Origin of the sequence: Salinigranum sp. (genome assembly GCF_041641895.1) — an archaeon.
In the GTDB taxonomy this organism is placed as follows: domain Archaea; phylum Halobacteriota; class Halobacteria; order Halobacteriales; family Haloferacaceae; genus Salinigranum.
On sequence record NZ_JBEPXO010000090.1, the window covers coordinates 1 to 14,404 of the forward strand.

At 68.1% G+C, this 14,404-nt stretch carries 18 protein-coding genes and 1 tRNA gene; 5 read left to right on the forward strand and 14 right to left on the reverse strand.

All coding sequences use genetic code 11. The features are described 5' to 3' along the window. The 4 genes from cofC to ACESK5_RS16190 form a co-directional block, all read right to left on the reverse strand. Window positions 1–589 (reverse strand): 2-phospho-L-lactate guanylyltransferase (gene cofC / locus ACESK5_RS16175; protein ID WP_372912615.1); only part of this gene is annotated, 589 nt, incomplete at its 3' end. Between the two features lie 5 nt (window positions 590–594). Beyond that, on the reverse strand, window positions 595–1,392 hold the full coding sequence (locus ACESK5_RS16180; RefSeq protein ID WP_372912616.1) for a hypothetical protein: 798 nt from the start codon (window positions 1,390–1,392) through the stop codon (window positions 595–597). Next, on the reverse strand, window positions 1,361–2,548 hold the full coding sequence (locus ACESK5_RS16185) for a tubulin/FtsZ family protein (RefSeq protein ID WP_372912617.1): 1,188 nt from the start codon (window positions 2,546–2,548) through the stop codon (window positions 1,361–1,363). The genes ACESK5_RS16180 and ACESK5_RS16185 overlap by 32 nt, the downstream gene beginning before the upstream one ends. 245 nt (window positions 2,549–2,793) lie before the next feature. Then, window positions 2,794–3,678 (reverse strand): complex I NDUFA9 subunit family protein, encoded by an 885-nt coding sequence (locus ACESK5_RS16190; RefSeq protein ID WP_372912618.1) that lies wholly within the window; start codon window positions 3,676–3,678, stop codon window positions 2,794–2,796. 157 nt (window positions 3,679–3,835) lie between these two features. Between ACESK5_RS16190 and tmk the strand changes: the two genes are divergently transcribed. After that, complete coding sequence (tmk, locus tag ACESK5_RS16195; protein WP_372912619.1) at window positions 3,836–4,429, forward strand: dTMP kinase; 594 nt, start codon at window positions 3,836–3,838, stop codon at window positions 4,427–4,429. 5 nt (window positions 4,430–4,434) lie between these two features. Here tmk and ACESK5_RS16200 read toward each other — a convergent pair whose 3' ends face one another. Both ACESK5_RS16200 and ACESK5_RS16205 read right to left on the reverse strand, forming a co-directional pair. Next, on the reverse strand, window positions 4,435–4,743 hold the full coding sequence (locus tag ACESK5_RS16200; RefSeq protein ID WP_372912620.1) for a hypothetical protein: 309 nt from the start codon (window positions 4,741–4,743) through the stop codon (window positions 4,435–4,437). 145 nt (window positions 4,744–4,888) lie between these two features. Further along, window positions 4,889–5,836: a hypothetical protein gene (locus ACESK5_RS16205; RefSeq protein WP_372912621.1), complete on the reverse strand. Its 948-nt coding sequence runs from the start codon at window positions 5,834–5,836 to the stop codon at window positions 4,889–4,891. Between the two features lie 266 nt (window positions 5,837–6,102). Here ACESK5_RS16205 and ACESK5_RS16210 point away from each other — a divergent pair, with 266 nt between their 5' ends. Beyond that, the gene (locus ACESK5_RS16210; protein WP_372912622.1) at window positions 6,103–7,152 is read left to right on the forward strand and encodes a thiamine pyrophosphate-dependent dehydrogenase E1 component subunit alpha; all 1,050 of its coding nucleotides are present in this window, start codon (window positions 6,103–6,105) and stop codon (window positions 7,150–7,152) included. 44 nt (window positions 7,153–7,196) lie between these two features. Here ACESK5_RS16210 and ACESK5_RS16215 read toward each other — a convergent pair whose 3' ends face one another. Further along, window positions 7,197–7,430: an Lrp/AsnC ligand binding domain-containing protein gene (locus ACESK5_RS16215; protein WP_372912623.1), complete on the reverse strand. Its 234-nt coding sequence runs from the start codon at window positions 7,428–7,430 to the stop codon at window positions 7,197–7,199. A gap of 124 nt (window positions 7,431–7,554) precedes the next feature. Between ACESK5_RS16215 and ACESK5_RS16220 the strand changes: the two genes are divergently transcribed. Beyond that, a complete protein-coding gene (locus tag ACESK5_RS16220; RefSeq protein ID WP_372912624.1) occupies window positions 7,555–8,238 on the forward strand; it encodes a TrkA family potassium uptake protein in 684 nt (227 codons plus the stop codon). Window positions 8,239–8,240: 2 nt separating this feature from the next. After that, window positions 8,241–8,471 carry an Lrp/AsnC ligand binding domain-containing protein gene (locus ACESK5_RS16225; RefSeq protein WP_372912625.1) on the forward strand — a complete coding sequence of 77 codons (231 nt, stop codon included), beginning with the start codon at window positions 8,241–8,243 and terminating at the stop codon, window positions 8,469–8,471. A 56-nt stretch (window positions 8,472–8,527) separates the two neighbouring features. Here the strand turns inward: ACESK5_RS16225 and ACESK5_RS16230 are convergent, their stop codons facing one another. From ACESK5_RS16230 to ACESK5_RS16255, 6 genes are all read right to left on the reverse strand, one after another. After that, on the reverse strand, window positions 8,528–9,016 hold the full coding sequence (locus ACESK5_RS16230) for a DUF5813 family protein (protein ID WP_372912626.1): 489 nt from the start codon (window positions 9,014–9,016) through the stop codon (window positions 8,528–8,530). A gap of 354 nt (window positions 9,017–9,370) precedes the next feature. Continuing rightward, window positions 9,371–9,580 (reverse strand): hypothetical protein, encoded by a 210-nt coding sequence (locus ACESK5_RS16235; protein ID WP_372912627.1) that lies wholly within the window; start codon window positions 9,578–9,580, stop codon window positions 9,371–9,373. Window positions 9,581–9,745: 165 nt separating this feature from the next. Continuing rightward, window positions 9,746–10,732, reverse strand: coding sequence for an endonuclease/exonuclease/phosphatase family protein (locus ACESK5_RS16240; protein ID WP_372912628.1), 987 nt, complete (start codon window positions 10,730–10,732; stop codon window positions 9,746–9,748). A gap of 168 nt (window positions 10,733–10,900) precedes the next feature. Next, on the reverse strand, window positions 10,901–11,095 hold the full coding sequence (locus ACESK5_RS16245; RefSeq protein ID WP_276276025.1) for a cold-shock protein: 195 nt from the start codon (window positions 11,093–11,095) through the stop codon (window positions 10,901–10,903). A 333-nt stretch (window positions 11,096–11,428) separates the two neighbouring features. Further along, a tRNA-Leu gene (locus tag ACESK5_RS16250) sits at window positions 11,429–11,513 on the reverse strand. A 47-nt stretch (window positions 11,514–11,560) separates the two neighbouring features. After that, window positions 11,561–11,902 (reverse strand): ferredoxin, encoded by a 342-nt coding sequence (locus ACESK5_RS16255; RefSeq protein ID WP_372912629.1) that lies wholly within the window; start codon window positions 11,900–11,902, stop codon window positions 11,561–11,563. A 155-nt stretch (window positions 11,903–12,057) separates the two neighbouring features. On the opposite strand from ACESK5_RS16255, the gene ACESK5_RS16260 reads away from it, so the two are divergent. After that, window positions 12,058–13,914 (forward strand): ABC transporter ATP-binding protein, encoded by a 1,857-nt coding sequence (locus ACESK5_RS16260; protein ID WP_372912630.1) that lies wholly within the window; start codon window positions 12,058–12,060, stop codon window positions 13,912–13,914. A gap of 73 nt (window positions 13,915–13,987) precedes the next feature. Here ACESK5_RS16260 and ACESK5_RS16265 read toward each other — a convergent pair. Beyond that, window positions 13,988–14,404: ATP-binding protein (locus ACESK5_RS16265; protein WP_372912631.1), on the reverse strand; the 417-nt coding region annotated here is incomplete at its 5' end.

Consider the following 14,404-nt stretch of genomic DNA (forward strand, 5'->3'; position numbering starts at 1 on the left):
CGGGTTCGTCGACGTCGGTCGACAGACGGAACGAGTCGACTGACCGGACGGTGCCGACGTCGGCCGCGGCGCGTCGGTGGTCCAGATAGGAGGTGCCGTGGAAGTCCGCCCGGAACGCGGGCGTCCGGACGACGAGGGCGTTCGTCCCGACCCCCCGGCCGGGGACGAGGACGACGTCCCCGTCCGTCCGCACGAGGCGGCAGAGCGCCGCAGGGGTGGCCAGCGCCAGGTCGGCCATGATCACGGCGAGCGACTCACCGTCGCCGGCCCCTACCGTCTCGGCGACGGCGTCGTCGACGGCCGCGTCGAGCGAGCGGTCGTCGACGCGGACCGTCACCGGGGTGTCGTCGGGACGGGGGCGGTCCGACCCGCCGCCGTCGCCGTCGCGGTCGATCGCGAGGTCGAGCGGGCCCGTCGAGACCACCTCGACGACGACGTCGTCGACGGCGTCCCTCCGCGACAGGCCGCCGACGGCGTCGAGGACGTCACGGAGCATCCGCTGGGCGAACTCGTCGCGTTCGGCGGCGTCCAGAACGGGGGCGAGTCGGGTCTTGGGGTTCGTCGCGTCGAAGGGGACGACGACGCGCATCCCGGTCACCCGAGCGGATCGTGGGTGTCCTGCTGGGAGCGCCAGTAGAGGAACCCACCGACCGCGAGCGCGACCACGACGAGTCCGCCGACGGCGTACAGGACGAGGGTGAACGTCTGTCGCGACTGCTGGGCGGACGAGGCCTGCGACTGTGCCTCGCTCGCGAGTTCGGTCGCCAACTCGAAGTTCTCCGACTCGTATGCGTTGACCGCCTGATCGAACGTGTTCTCGGCCTCACCGACGCTCGCACCGTTCTCACGGGCGGACTCGATGGCGGCCCCTGCGTCGTCCATCGCCGTGCGCGCCCGGTCGCTCGCGGAGGTGAAGTGGTGTGCCTCCCAGCTGTCGATGTCGTTCGCGTTGCCGCCCTCGCGCGCCTGCGTCAGCGACGCGACCACGAACGTCTGTGCGGGGTCGTACGAGTACGACTCGACGGGCGGGACCGTCCCGGTCACGCGGACGCGGACCTCGGCGGTGCCGTCCGCAGCGGAAATCTGCGAGGAGGTGAAGTTCTGTCCGTCGAACTCCTCGCGGCCGACGGTCGCGCCGGTCTGGTCGACGTAGGAGAGCGACCACGTCACCTCGCGCAGGTCCGTCTCGCCGCGCAGCTGCCACTGCTCCAGCGTCGGGTTCTGATACAGTTCGGTCAGTGTGAACGTCGCTTCGACCTGCGAGCCGACGGCTGCTTCCTCCGGAACGTTCGCGTTCCCGACGCTGAGCGCGGCGACGGGCGCGACGGCCGAAAGCAGGACCAACAGGACGAGGAGGAGGCTAGAAAAGCGACTCCAGTTCGTCTTCGTCATCGTTCACCAGACCTTCGAGCTTCGCGTCACTCTCCTCTCGGATTTCGGCAAGATTGTCTTGTGCCTCGATGGCGACCTGCTGCAGCTCTTTGATGCGGGGGACGTTCGTCACCCCCGAGAGGAGGATGACGGCCGCCACCTGCCGCGAGTTGCTGATGGGGTAGTCGCCGCCGCGGACCTCCATCGACCCGGTCTGCTCCTCAATCCACTTCCGCCCGCGCTCGATTCCCTTCCGGTTGAGGTGCTCCGGCGGTCCCGCGAGCACCAGGAGCGCCCGCTCGGTGCCTTCGACCTCACAGGGGAGGGTGAGTCGGCCGAGCGCCGCCTTCCGGACGAGGGAGGTGATGCGGTTGGTGGTGTGGGCGCTGTCGAGGCCGTCGTCGCCGTCGTTGCCGCCGCCGGTGAGCCGCGAGAGGAGACCGCCCGACTTCCCCTTCGGCTCGACTTCCTCGGAGGCGTAGCCGACGGTGGAGACGCCGCCGCCGGCGAGCGTGTTGATGATCTCCGAGGAGTCGACGACGCTCTCGGCAACTTCCTGGCCCGCCTCGACTTCGCCCGCGCCGAACAGCACGCCGAAGCGCGTGACGATCTCCTTGTTGATCTGGTCGTAGCCGCCCTGGACCGACTCGCCGGTCTTGCGCCAGGCGTCGTTGTCGAAGACGAGGAGGTTGTCCACTTCTCGGACGAAGGTCTGGAACGACCGCGCGGCGTTGAGGGTGTAGATGCCCCCCTCGTCGCTCCCGGGGAGGATACCCAGTCCGTACACCGGTTCGGTGTAGATGCGCTTGAGGTGTTTCGCGAGCACCGGCGCACCGCCGGACCCGGTCCCGCCGCCGAGGCCGGCGACGACGAGGAACGCGTCGACCTCGTGGACCGGAATCGAGTCGATGGCTCCCTGGACCTCGTCGATGTCCTCCTCGGTGATTTCGGCACCGAGTTCGTTGTCCGCGCCGACCCCGTGACCCTTCACGCGCGACTGCCCGATGAGGACGCGCTGGTCCTGCGGGATGTTCTCGAGTCCGAGCAGGTCTGCCTTCGCCGTGTTCACCGCCACCGCGGCGCGGACGATGTTCGAGTCGTTGTTCCGGTCGTACTCGAGGAACTTGTCGACGACTTTGCCACCCGCCTGGCCGAATCCGATCATCGCGAGCTTCATCTGTACTGTTCCCTCGTCATTAGGTAGAATCCAGCACGAATTAGCGTATAAGCCTTGTGACCGTCTGAAATTTGATAATTCCGAGCGGAACCGAAAGACTGCGCTGGATACGAGAGTGTCAGCCCAGTGTATGCCGCTCGTCTGACGGCTGGTGTTCTCAGCGGAGATAACTAGCGCACGCACGCGGAGAGTCGATTACGAACCACACGACCCGCCGGTCGAGCAGCGACGGAGGGCGGGCGGCGTCAACGAGCCAGATACGCCTCGAGACTGGTGAGGTCGGCCTCGCTCACGCCGAACGCGCCGACGTCGTTGTCGGCGGTCGTGTTGTCGAACTTCAGCGAGCGGTACTGGTCGGCACCCATCGGCGCGCCCGGGAGTTTCCCGAGGACGCTGAGTCCGACGCCCGCCACCCCCATCGGGATGGGGACGACGGTGACGGAGCGCCCGGCCGCGCCGTGGGCGAGTTTCGCCACCTCGGCGAGGGTCAGTTTGTCCGGCCCACCGACCTCGTACACCTGTCCGACGTGTTCGTCGTCCTCGCAGGCGTCGGCGAGCATCGGGACCAGGTCCTGGACCCAGATGGGCTGGAAGCGCGTCTTGCCGCCGCCGGGGAGCGGTGTCAGGTACGGCGGGGCGAGTTTCTTCGTGAACGAGACGAACTCGCCGCCGTCGCCGAACACGACGGAGGGACGGAAGACGACCCAGTCGAGCGAGGAGTTCTTCACGGCCTCCTCGGCCTTCCCCTTGGCACGGATGTACGCCGTCTGGCCGTTCGGGTCGGCCCCGAGGGCGCTCATCTGGACGAGGCGCGAGACACCGTGTTCCTCGCAGGCGCGGACGACGTTCTCCGTCCCCTGTCGGTGGACCCTGTCGTGCATCTCGTCGCCACCGCTCGGCTTGAACAGCGGCGAGAGGGCGACGAGGTTGACCGCGACGTCTATCCCCTCGAACGCCTCCTGGATGGAGTCGTACGCGGTGACGTTCCCCATCGCCTTCGAGACGCCCTTCGGGAGGTCGTCGTTGCCCGGACTCCGCGAGAGCGCCGTGACGCTGTGTCCTCGCTGCTTGAGTTCTCGACACAGGTAGCTGCCGATGAACCCGCTTCCGCCGACGACGAGTACTTTCATACACTCTCCTGCGCCGGTACCGACGTAAAGGTGTCGCGACCAGCCCACCTCCGTGTCCCGGTTTTGGGGCCCGCGAGGCGCCGACGGTGCCCGTCGGACACGGGTGATTTCGAGACGCACCGACAGGGTTATTCGTCCCCCCGGCGCGCCTCAGGCCATGCTCGTCACGCTGGAGGGCCTCGACGGGAGCGGCAAGACGACGGCGCTGGAGCGGCTCCGCGACGAGTTCCCCGCGGCGATGTTCACCCGCGAGCCGACCGACTCGTGGTACGGCGAGAGCGTCCTGCGGTCCATCGGGGACGACGACGCCGACCCGCTCGCCGAACTCTTCCTCTTCACGGCCGACCACGCCGACCACCTCGTACGGGTCGTTCGCCCCGCGCTCGACGCCGGCCGTCTCGTCGTCTCGGACCGCTTCGCCGACTCGCGGTACGCCTACCAGGCCGCCACGCTCGCGGCGTACGACAACCTCGCAGTCGACGACCCGCTCGACTACGTCCGCGAGATACACGCCCCCTTCACCAGACGACCCGACCGCACCGTCTACCTCGACGTCGACCCCGAGACGGCCGCCGAACGGGCGGGTGCGACGAACAAACTCGAACGGGTCGACTACCTCCGACGGGTGCGGGAGAACTACGAACGGCTCGTCGAGGAGGACGGAGAGCGGTTCGTCCGCGTCGACGCCACGCGCTCTCGAGACCGGGTCGCGGCGGACGTCGTGAGCGCAGTCGAGGCGGCGGTCGAGTAGTCAGGTCAGGTCGTCTTCGGCAGTTCGATCTCCTCGGGCGGTGGGACGTACAGCACGTCGATGGTGAACCCGAGGACGAGCGGCATCCCGATCCACAGGCCCAGGAGGACGCTCACGCCGAGGTTCCCCGGGATGACCGCACCGAACAGCATCGTGGTGACGAACAGCGCCACCGGGATGAGAAGCAGCGCGTAGACGACCGACCCGGCCCGCGTCTTCAGGCGGATGCGGAAGAAGCGCGTCATCACCGCGGCGATGAGGGTGTTGACGACGAGGACGGCACCCAGGAGTACGAGGGTCACGACCGAGACCATACCACTGGTAGGGGGGCAGCGACCTTTGACCTGTCGGATTCGCGGGTCGAGGGCGGCCCCACTGGTGGAGTAGGGGGAACGCGAGTCAGCCACGTGGAGACGAAGCGGGGGGCGGGCCGGCACCGAACGCAGCGTGCGGACTCGCTCAGTTCGAGGCCGCGTCGAACGGGTTCGTTCCCACGGCCACCTCGTCGGCGGTCGACCGACCGTCGCCGTCCCAGTCGGTCCGCAGGGAGTCGTTCGCGGCGTCACGCGGGTCCAGTCCGCCGAGGAGTTCGTCCGCGTCCGCGAGGCCGTCGCCGTCGGTGTCGGCCCGGTCGGTGGCCGTCCCGAGCAGTATCTCGTAGGCGTCGTCGAGGCCGTCGCCGTCGCTGTCGCTCACCACGGGCACGTCGCGCGGGTCACTCGGGTCCGTGCCGGCACCGACTTCGACGCCGTCCGAGACGCCGTCGCCGTCCGTGTCGAACGCCAGGGGGTCGCTCGCGTCGAGGCCGAACACCTCCGCCCCGTCGACGAGGCCGTCGCCGTCCGTGTCGGGGTTCGCCGGGGCGAGCGGGGGCGACGAGGACACCTCGCTGTCGTCCTCCAGTCCGTCGCCGTCCGTGTCGGTCTGGAAGTACCCGCCGTCGGACGCGTCGAGCGGGTCGGTCCGTCCCTGCTCCGTGCGGTCGTTCGACCCGTCGCCGTCGGTGTCGGGGTCGAACGGGTCGGTGCCGAGTGCCCGTTCGCCGGCGTCGGTGAGGCCGTCACCGTCGCTGTCGGGGTCGAGGAAGTCCGGCAGTTCGTCGCCGTCCGTGTCGTCGCTCCCCTCGACGGCGTCGGTGAGGCCGTCGCCGTCGCTGTCCGTGTCGAGGAAGTGCTCGACGCCGTCGCCGTCGGGGTCGGCGAGCGTCCGTTCGGCGTGGTACGTCTCCAGGGCCGAGGGGATGCCGTCGCCGTCGTGGTCGGTCACGGCGGTGCGCGGGCCGTCGTTCGCGACGCTCGCGAGGTTGAGGTCGGCCGTCGCACCGGTGAGCGCCACCGCCCCGGCCGAGGCCGCCGCCACGACGACGGCGACGACGACAGCGGCGACGACTGCCCGACGGCCGCTCACAGCACCCCTCCGTGAGCCGTGTCGTGACCGCGGGCCGGAGGCGATTCGACGGGTGGCAGGATGGGCAGTTCGACGGGTGGCAGGATGGACAGGGCGGGATACTCTTGGGCGGGAGACATTCTCGGGGGACGATAGCGCAGCGCCGGCTTAGTTACCCGGAGCCACCTGCGGCGTTAGGCCGAGTCGAAGGGGGTAGGCGGTTCCTACTCCGCCACCGGGGGAGGCGTCGGGTGTGGATTTATGGCCTCGGCGGAGGAACGCCGGCCATGCACCGACTCATCGCCGACCGGTCGCTCGACGACTCGTGGCTCGGCCCCGAGGACGCCCGGGCGGCCTACCGCGATATGGTCCGGACCCGGCGGTTCGACGACCGGGCGCTCGCCCTCCAGCGGCGGGGGTGGATGAGCGGCTACCCGCCCTTCCGCGGACAGGAGGCCGCACAGGTTGGCGCCGCCCACGCCATGCGCGACGAGGACTGGCTCCTCCCCACCTACCGCTCGAACGCGCTCCAGATCGCTCGCGGCGTCCCGATGAGCGACGTCCTCCTGTTCCGACGGGGCCACCCCGAGTACCACTCGGACCACGACCTCCCGATTCTCCCACAGGCGGTGCCCATTGCCAGCCAACTGCCACACGCCGTCGGCCTGGGGATGGGGCGGAACTACCGGGGGAACGGGGAGGCCGCGCTGGTCTGCTTCGGCGACGGGGCGACGAGTCAGGGCGACACCCACGAGGCGATGAACTTCGCCGGCGTCTTCGAGACGCCGACGGTGTTCTTCTGCGAGAACAACGGGTGGGCCATCTCACACCCCCGCGACCGACAGACCGCGTCGGAGAGCATCGCGGGGAAGGCGGACGCGTACGGGTTCGAGGGCGTCCAGGTCGACGGCAACGACCCGCTCGCGGTCCGTGAGGTCGTCTCGGAGGCGCTCGCGTCCGCCCGCGACGGGGCGCCCGTCCTCGTCGAGGCGCTCACCTACCGACAGGGAGCACACACGACCGCCGACGACCCCGACCGCTACCGCCCGGCCGACCCGGACCTGCCCGAGTGGCGGACGCGCGACCCGCTCGACCGGTTCGAGGAGTACCTCCGTGCCGAGGGCGTCGTCGACGACGCGTTCGTCGCGGAGACCCGCGAGCGCGCCGACGAGGAACTCGCAGAGGCCGTCGCCGTCGCGGAGGACGTCGCACCACCGGGCGGGGACGACCTGTTCGACTTCGTCTACGCGGGAGCGTCCCCGCACCTCGACGACCAGCGCGCCGACTGCCGTCGGTACGGGGAACGTCGTCCGCTCGAAGACGGTCACGGGGACTGAGACCGACCGGCGCCGAGCCCGTCGTCGCCCGTCGGACGACGGCGTCAGTCGTCCATCGCGATGTACGTCTTGGTGTCGGTGACGCCCTGCAGCCCCTGGATGCCGCTCGACGCCGTCTTCAGCACCTCGTACACCTCGTCGGCGTCCACCTCGGCGATGATGTCGTACGTCCCCGCGACGATGTGTGCCTCCGCGACCGTCTCCAGGTCGCGAACGGGGCCCAGCAGCTGCTCTGACTCCCCGGCGCCGGTCTTGACCATGATGAACGCGTGAACCATGCGGTGTGATACTCCACAGCAGGGCAAAAAGTGTTCGCCTGCTCCGGGGAGCAGACGGAGTACGAGACGGCACGGCGAGGGTGTGGGGACAACCTTATTGCCGTCGTACGATGTATCGACTCTCATGCGATTCGTTATCATAGGTGGTGGGCGTGTCGGCTCTCGGACTGCACGCGTCCTCACCGAGGAGGGTCACGACGTGACCATCGTCGAACTCGACGAAGACCGCCAGGAACGGTGTCGAACCGCCGGATTCGAGGTGGTCGCGGGCGACGGCTCCCACGAGGACGTCCTCCTCGAGGCGGGCGTCGAGGAGGCCGACGCGCTCGGGGCGCTCACGAGCAATCTCAACGTCAACTTCGCGGCGTGCATGATCGGGAAGCATTACGGCTGTCGTACCGTGATGCGTATCGACGAGGAGTACCGCGAGGAGATCTACCAGAAGTACGCCGAGGAGGTCGACGAAATCGTCTACCCCGAGCGCCTCGGCGCCATCGTCGCCAAGAACGCGCTCCTCGGTGGCTCCATCCGAGCCATCGCCGACATCGCCCAGAACCTCCAGGTCGTCCTCCTCACCGTCTCGGAGGAGTCGCCGATGCGTGGCTACACGCTCAGCGAGGTGGCCCTCCCGGAGAAGGCACACATCCTCGCGTTCGGCAAACGGGACGAACCGATGGGCGTCCCGCTCCCCGACGACTCGCTCGAACTCGGCGACCGGGTCGCCGTGCTCGCGGACTTCTCGGTCCTCGGCGAGGTGCGACAACTGCTCGTCGGTGACGAAGTCGCCGCCGTCCCGGGGGGTGCGTGACGGTGGTGACCGCCTACGTCATGGTCAAAGCCAACACCGGCGAGGCCGACCGACTCAAGGGAGACATCCTCGGCCTCGGCGACGGTGTCGTCGACGTCAGCATCGTCGCCGGCGACGTCGACTTCATCGTGAAGGCCAGGGTCGAGACACCGGTCGATGTCAAGGACATCGCCTCGGCCATCCAGGCCATCGACGGCATCGAAGACACTCAGACGTACATCGCGATGGACTGACCCGCCCACGTCGTCGCGGGCGGGCCCGCTGACGCCCCGACGACGCGCGCGAGCAGTCAGAACCCGCCCGCGTCCTTCGCACTCGACACGAGCGACGCCACCGGGTCGGTGTAGTCGTACCCCGGGATGACGCCCTGCACGTAGGTCCCCTCGACGAACGTCACGAGCGCGGCCGCGTCGTCGACCCCCCGTCGTTCGTTGATGTCGGTGTACTCGACGGTCACGACGAGTTCGTCGTCGAGGTGACGAATCGTCGGGTCGAGGCCGCGGTCGACCTTCGTCACACCGCCGACGTCCTCGACGCGGAGTTCGAACGTCTCCGTCCACCCCTCCTCGACGACGCTCGCCACGTCGCCGTCGACGACTGCCGAGAGCGTTGGGACGCGAATCTCGACGGTGAACCGCACGCGGCCGTCCTCGGCCGCGTCGACGGCGACGACGGCGTCGAACGGTGTGGCCGTCGAGACGTACTCGTCGATTCCCGTCTCCTCGAACCCGCTGTGGTCGGCGAACGCGCGCCGGACACGGCCCGGAACCTCGCTCATATGCTGGCGGAGGAACCGGTCCGAGAAAAGCCCGTTGTCCCGGCACGCGCCGGAATCGTGTCGTCCCGCGAGAGACAGATAGCGGCGCCGAGAGCCCGAGAGACGTTCCGCCGGCGGCACGCTTAAGTTGTCGTGGGGACTTGGGGTAAGTGACGCTTCGCTTTGGAGGGCCGAAGCGTCAGCGGGGACCAATTCAGGGCGGTTCGCGGTCGCCGGTTTGGCGACCGCGACCACTCTCTTCGAGACAGAAACCGACGAGCGGCCGCGCTGTCTTCGGGAGACGGGGACCGACGACTCATGTTCGGAGCGGCTGCTCCGTCCAGTCGCGAGTGACCTCGCGTGCAGTCGAGCGCGCTAGCGGTCGCGCGCGCTGGGGTTCGCGGCGACCGACCCCACCCACGTCGCCGTCGCGACGACCGACCCGACGCTGCTGGCAATGCGGAGGGGAATCGACGAGAACAGTCCGACGAGGAAGGCTCCGACGAGGACGACACCCATCGCCGCCAGGACGAGGTCGGTCCACGCGAACGACGACGTCGACGGCTCGGGGGACTCGTCACGCATAATTACATCTCATTACCGCCCCCGGGAAGTATCTTGTCGTTCGGATTGCAAGTCGTCCCTCGAGCGGTCGCTGTGCGTGCCGACGACGACGCGCGTGACTGGGACCTCGACAGGGCCGCGGTGGAGCCGACCGACCGAGGTCGCACACGACCGTGCCCGGCGCGTCTACTGTCCGAACGCCACCCACAGCGGGTAGTGGTCGGAGATGCGCCACGAGAGCGACTGGGTGCTGAGCCCACGGCGCGGCAGGGCCACCTCGCGGAAGTCGAACGACCCGCTCGTTCGGTAGTCGAGCGAGAGCGCCGGGCGGCCCCTGTCTCCGTCGCCGTCGTCGGCGGTGAACCACGCGATCTGGTCGTAGAACTTCCCCGCGGAGTCGTCGCCGAAGATGGTCCGGGGGACGCGGTGGAGTTCCGCGGGGACCGTCAGCCCCGTCGAGGTGAACGCCTCGTACCGCTCGTCGCCGTGGCGGTCGATGTTGAAGTCGCCCAGCGCGACGAGGTTGTGGCCCCAGGCGTCGACGTCACGCGCCCACTCGTCGAGCCACTCGGCGATGGCGCGGAGTTCGGGCGTGCGGGCGTCGGCGGAGTCACCGTAGAGGACGTGCAGCGTCACCAGGATGAACGTCTGACTCCCCGCGCGGAAGCTGACCGCGTACGGCGTCCGCGCGAACTGCTCGCGCAACGCCCCCTCGGTGATGTCGCGACGGTCGAGTTGCTCCTGCGGAACGACGAGTTCGCCGGCGAGACCGCTCGGCTGGACCGTGCGTCGGTCGTAGAGGAAGCCCAGTCGCTCGTCGTTCCCCGTCGACCCGCGAGTGACGTCAGTCAGGAGGAGTCCCCAGTTCGACCCGAGGAGTTTCAGCGTGTGCCGGAGCGCCTTCAGGTTCCCTCTCACCTCCTGGACGGCGACGACGTCGAACCGGCGGAGAATCGACGCGATGACGTGGATCGACTGCAGGTCACGCTTCGGGCTGTCGTCCGCGTCGGCGACCCACTTCTCGGTCAGACCGCCGAACGCGCGGATGTTCCACGTCCCGACGAGGAGCGTCCGGTCGATGGTTCGCGGCGGGAGCGCCTCGTCGAGTGCGCGTTCGAGACCAGCGAGGTCCTCCTGTATCTCCGGCGGTGGGGTGTCGGTCACGTGGGGCATGGTTCGTGGGACGACCGTGCGGTGTGGTCACACACAAATGTCGTCCGAGAGAGATAACCGTTGCCTCGTGTGGGCGGCGTGCTGCTCACGGCACCGGCTACGGGGCGTAGCAGTCCGAAAAAGTGGTGTCGATAGCTCGTCGTCGGCGGAGACCGCCGAAACTCGGAGTTAGTTGCGGACGACGTTCGTCGCGCGGGGACCCTTGGGGGCCTGTTCGATGTCGAAGTCGACGTCCTGTCCCTCTTCGAGATCCGGACCGCCAACGTCCTCCATGTGGAAGAAAACGTCATCGTCCGCGTCCTCAGTCGAGATGAATCCGTAACCGCCAGTGTCGTTGAAGAAATCAACCTTACCGTTTGCCATTGCGAATGAACACGGGCCAGCCGCACGGTTAAGAGTTACGAACTTGTCTTCGATATCCCGATTCTAGTAGACGAATGACCAATATTCTACGGAAATCAGTAAAAATAGACGCAACTGGCGTTCTGGACGGCTACGGTAGTCAGGTCGTCACAACGGACGGTGACTCCCGTGGAATCGGAAGTTCTCGCTGGAGGGGACGCGTCCGCCGTGGTGTCACGTGCCGTGCGAGGGAAGGATTCGAACCACGGTCGTTCCGCTCGGTTCGTTCGCGTCACTCCCTGATTCGGACCCGTCCGGACGTATCGCTCTGCTCACAATCGTTCGCAGAAGCGATGCGAGGGAAGGGATTTGAACCCTCGAACCCCTACGGGAGCGGATCTTAAGTCCGCCGCTTTTGGCCTGGCTCAGCCACCCTCGCGCACCCACTGGTTTTCCCCTTCGTCGCAAGTGGGTTTCGGTCCGTCCTCACCAGTCGACCGAGAGCGTCCCGTCCCCGTCGGGGTCGGGCGCGATTTCCTCGTCCGTCCGGCGGTCGATGACGTGGATGACGCCGCGACCTTTCTTCGCGGGACAGACGTCCGCAGCCTCGACGTTCTCGTCGAGTTCGTCCTCGCCGATGTAGTACGACCGGGGCTTCGCGAGTCCGGTTTCGATGCTCATCGTCCAGTTCTCGGCGACTTCGGCACACCGGCCCGCACCGATGCACTTGTTGGCCTCGAAGATGATTTTGTACGGCTTCTCCTCGATGGGTGGGGCGTTCGCCTCGTCGCCGATTTCGCTCGGCTTCGGGGCGGCGTCGTTGCTCATTGCCGAGCGTACGGTGAGACCGGACTTTCGTCTTTCGTCTGTGATCAATCAGACCACACACGTCTTATCTACCCGACGCTTACCCGAGGTGAATCTCGCTCCGTCCGGGTCGAGAGAAGGTGATTCCGATACCCACGACGAAGACACAGAACCCGATGACCCGGCTCTTCGCCCAGTACGGTCGGCCCGAGTGGTACCTCCTCGCGCTCGCGGTCGTGACCAGTTTGTTCGGCCGGACGGTCGCACTCGTGCCACCGCTCGTCCTGGGGGTGGCAATCGACGCCGTGTTCGTCGGGAACACCACGTACACGCTTCCGCTGGTCCCCGCGGCGTGGCTCCCGACGACTCGCATCGAGGGCCTGTGGTTCTCGGTCGCACTCGTCGTCGGTGCGCTCGTGTCGAGTGTCCTCCTGACGTGGGCACAGGGCGTCGGCTTCTCGCTCTTCTCGAACCGCGTCCAGCATCGGGTTCGGGTGGACGCCTACGAGGCGATGCAGGGGCTCGACATGAGCTTCTTCGACGACAAACAGACCGGGCAGGTCATGTCCATCCTCAACAACGACGTCCGAAACCTCAAGTCGTTCCTCAACGGCACGGTCGGCGGCGTCGTCCAGCTCCTAGTCACGGTCACGGCCATCGCGGGCATTCTCGTCTACCTCAACGCGCAACTCGCGCTCGTGACGCTCGTCGCCGTCCCCCTCCTCGCGACGTTCACGGTGTGGTTCATGCGTACCGTCCGCCCGCTCTACCGCACGCTCCGCCAGAGCGTCGGTGACCTCAACACGCGCATCGAGAACAACCTCGCCGGTATCGAGGTCATCAAGACCTCCTCGACGGAGGGGTTCGAGACCGGCCGCGTCGAGGATGCCTCGTGGGCCTCGTATCTTCGAACGTGGGCCGTCGTCAAGCTCGAGTACCTCTACCAGCCGGGGATGGAGCTGATGGCCGGCGTCGCGTTCGCCGTCACGTTCGTGGTCGGCGGGCTCTGGCTGGTCACCGGACCGCCCGGTCCGTTCACGGGCACGCTCCTCGTCGGCGAGTTCGTCACGTTCCTCTTCATGACCCAGCGGTTCGTCGACCCGCTCGCCGGAGCGGGCCGAATCGTCAACTCGTACGAGAACGCCCGCGCCTCCGCCGAGCGAATCTTCGACCTCTCGGACCGGCCGGTGCTCGTTGGGGAGTCCGACTCGCCGGTCGCGCTCCCCCGGGACGAGGTGGCGGGTCGCATCGAGTACGACGACGTCGCCTTCGGCTACCGCACCGAGAGCCCGGTCCTGACGGGCGTCTCGTTCACCGTCGAGCCCGGCGAGACAGTGGCGTTCGTCGGTCCGACCGGCGCGGGCAAGTCGACGCTGGCGAAGCTCCTGCTCCGGCTGTACGACGTCGACGCCGGCTCGATACGCGTGGACGGAATCGACGTCCGCGACCTCTCGCTCGTCGACCTCCGCCGTGCCGTCGGCTACGTCGGCCAGGACGTCTACCTCTTCGACGGGACCGTGAGAGAGAACCTCCAGTACGGCGCGTTCGACGCGTCCCACGAGGAGATGGTCGCCGCCGCCCGGGCCGCCGAGGCCCACGAGTTCGTCTCCCGCCTCCCGGACGGTTACGACACCCGTATCGGCGAGCGCGGCGTGAAGCTCTCGGGCGGCCAGCGCCAGCGGCTCTCCATCGCTCGCGCGATGCTACAGGACCCTGCCATCCTCGTCCTCGACGAGGCCACGTCGAGCGTCGATACCGAGACGGAACTGTACATCCAGCGGGCGCTCGACGCGCTGACCGAGGGACGGACGACTGTCGTCATCGCCCACCGCCTCTCGACTGTCAGGGGTGCCGACCTCGTCCTCGTCCTCGACGAGGGTGGCGTCGCCGAGCACGGCACCCACGACGAACTGCTCGCGAGACCGGGACTGTACGCGACACTCTGGGGCATCCAGGCGGGCGACACCGACGGACTCCCGGGAGCACTGCTCGAACGGCTCGCCAGGAGGTCGGAGTCGTCGGCGGACGGCTGAGCCGACCCGGTCGGTCACGAGCGGCCGGACGCGGATCGCGTGGACGGGGCCGAGCGCGAGCGCGGACCGCAGGCTACAGCGGATCGGAACCGTGCGGGTGTGACCCGTTCGCGTCGGTCGACGGCCGCGTGGCCGAGGCGTCCCAGTCAGACGCGCGGGTCTCGGCCGACCCGGTCGACCCGTACTGCTCGCCGTCCGGCGTGTCGAGCCGGACGGTGACGACGTTCCCGCGCGGGTCGTTCGGTTCGTACGTGACCTCCCCGCCGGAGTCGGTGACGATCCAGTTCACCAGCCACAGGCCGAGGCCGCTCGCGTCGTCGAGACTCGGGTCCCGTCCGACCAGCACCTCCCGGTCGGCTTCGGGTATCGGCGGCCCGTCGTCCGCCACCGTGAGATCGACGTACCGCTCGCCGTCGACGGCAGTCCGCTCGACCGAGACGCACACCCACGGCGCGTCGGTGTCGTTGTGTTCGACCGCGTTCTCGACGAG

What these genes read in the sequence shown, in the direction of transcription:
- ACESK5_RS16180 (WP_372912616.1), bottom strand. Translation starts at nt 1,392, where the DNA reads ATGACGAAGACGAACTGGAGTCGCTTTTCTAGCCTCCTCCTCGTCCTG.
- ACESK5_RS16185 (WP_372912617.1), bottom strand. Translation starts at nt 2,548, where the DNA reads ATGAAGCTCGCGATGATCGGATTCGGCCAGGCGGGTGGCAAAGTCGTC.
- ACESK5_RS16190 (WP_372912618.1), bottom strand. Translation starts at nt 3,678, where the DNA reads ATGAAAGTACTCGTCGTCGGCGGAAGCGGGTTCATCGGCAGCTACCTG.
- tmk (WP_372912619.1), top strand. Translation starts at nt 3,836, where the DNA reads ATGCTCGTCACGCTGGAGGGCCTCGACGGGAGCGGCAAGACGACGGCG.
- ACESK5_RS16200 (WP_372912620.1), bottom strand. Translation starts at nt 4,743, where the DNA reads ATGGTCTCGGTCGTGACCCTCGTACTCCTGGGTGCCGTCCTCGTCGTC.
- ACESK5_RS16210 (WP_372912622.1), top strand. Translation starts at nt 6,103, where the DNA reads ATGCACCGACTCATCGCCGACCGGTCGCTCGACGACTCGTGGCTCGGC.
- ACESK5_RS16215 (WP_372912623.1), bottom strand. Translation starts at nt 7,430, where the DNA reads ATGGTTCACGCGTTCATCATGGTCAAGACCGGCGCCGGGGAGTCAGAG.
- ACESK5_RS16220 (WP_372912624.1), top strand. Translation starts at nt 7,555, where the DNA reads ATGCGATTCGTTATCATAGGTGGTGGGCGTGTCGGCTCTCGGACTGCA.
- ACESK5_RS16230 (WP_372912626.1), bottom strand. Translation starts at nt 9,016, where the DNA reads ATGAGCGAGGTTCCGGGCCGTGTCCGGCGCGCGTTCGCCGACCACAGC.
- ACESK5_RS16235 (WP_372912627.1), bottom strand. Translation starts at nt 9,580, where the DNA reads ATGCGTGACGAGTCCCCCGAGCCGTCGACGTCGTCGTTCGCGTGGACC.
- ACESK5_RS16240 (WP_372912628.1), bottom strand. Translation starts at nt 10,732, where the DNA reads ATGCCCCACGTGACCGACACCCCACCGCCGGAGATACAGGAGGACCTC.
- ACESK5_RS16245 (WP_276276025.1), bottom strand. Translation starts at nt 11,095, where the DNA reads ATGGCAAACGGTAAGGTTGATTTCTTCAACGACACTGGCGGTTACGGA.
- ACESK5_RS16255 (WP_372912629.1), bottom strand. Translation starts at nt 11,902, where the DNA reads ATGAGCAACGACGCCGCCCCGAAGCCGAGCGAAATCGGCGACGAGGCG.
- ACESK5_RS16260 (WP_372912630.1), top strand. Translation starts at nt 12,058, where the DNA reads ATGACCCGGCTCTTCGCCCAGTACGGTCGGCCCGAGTGGTACCTCCTC.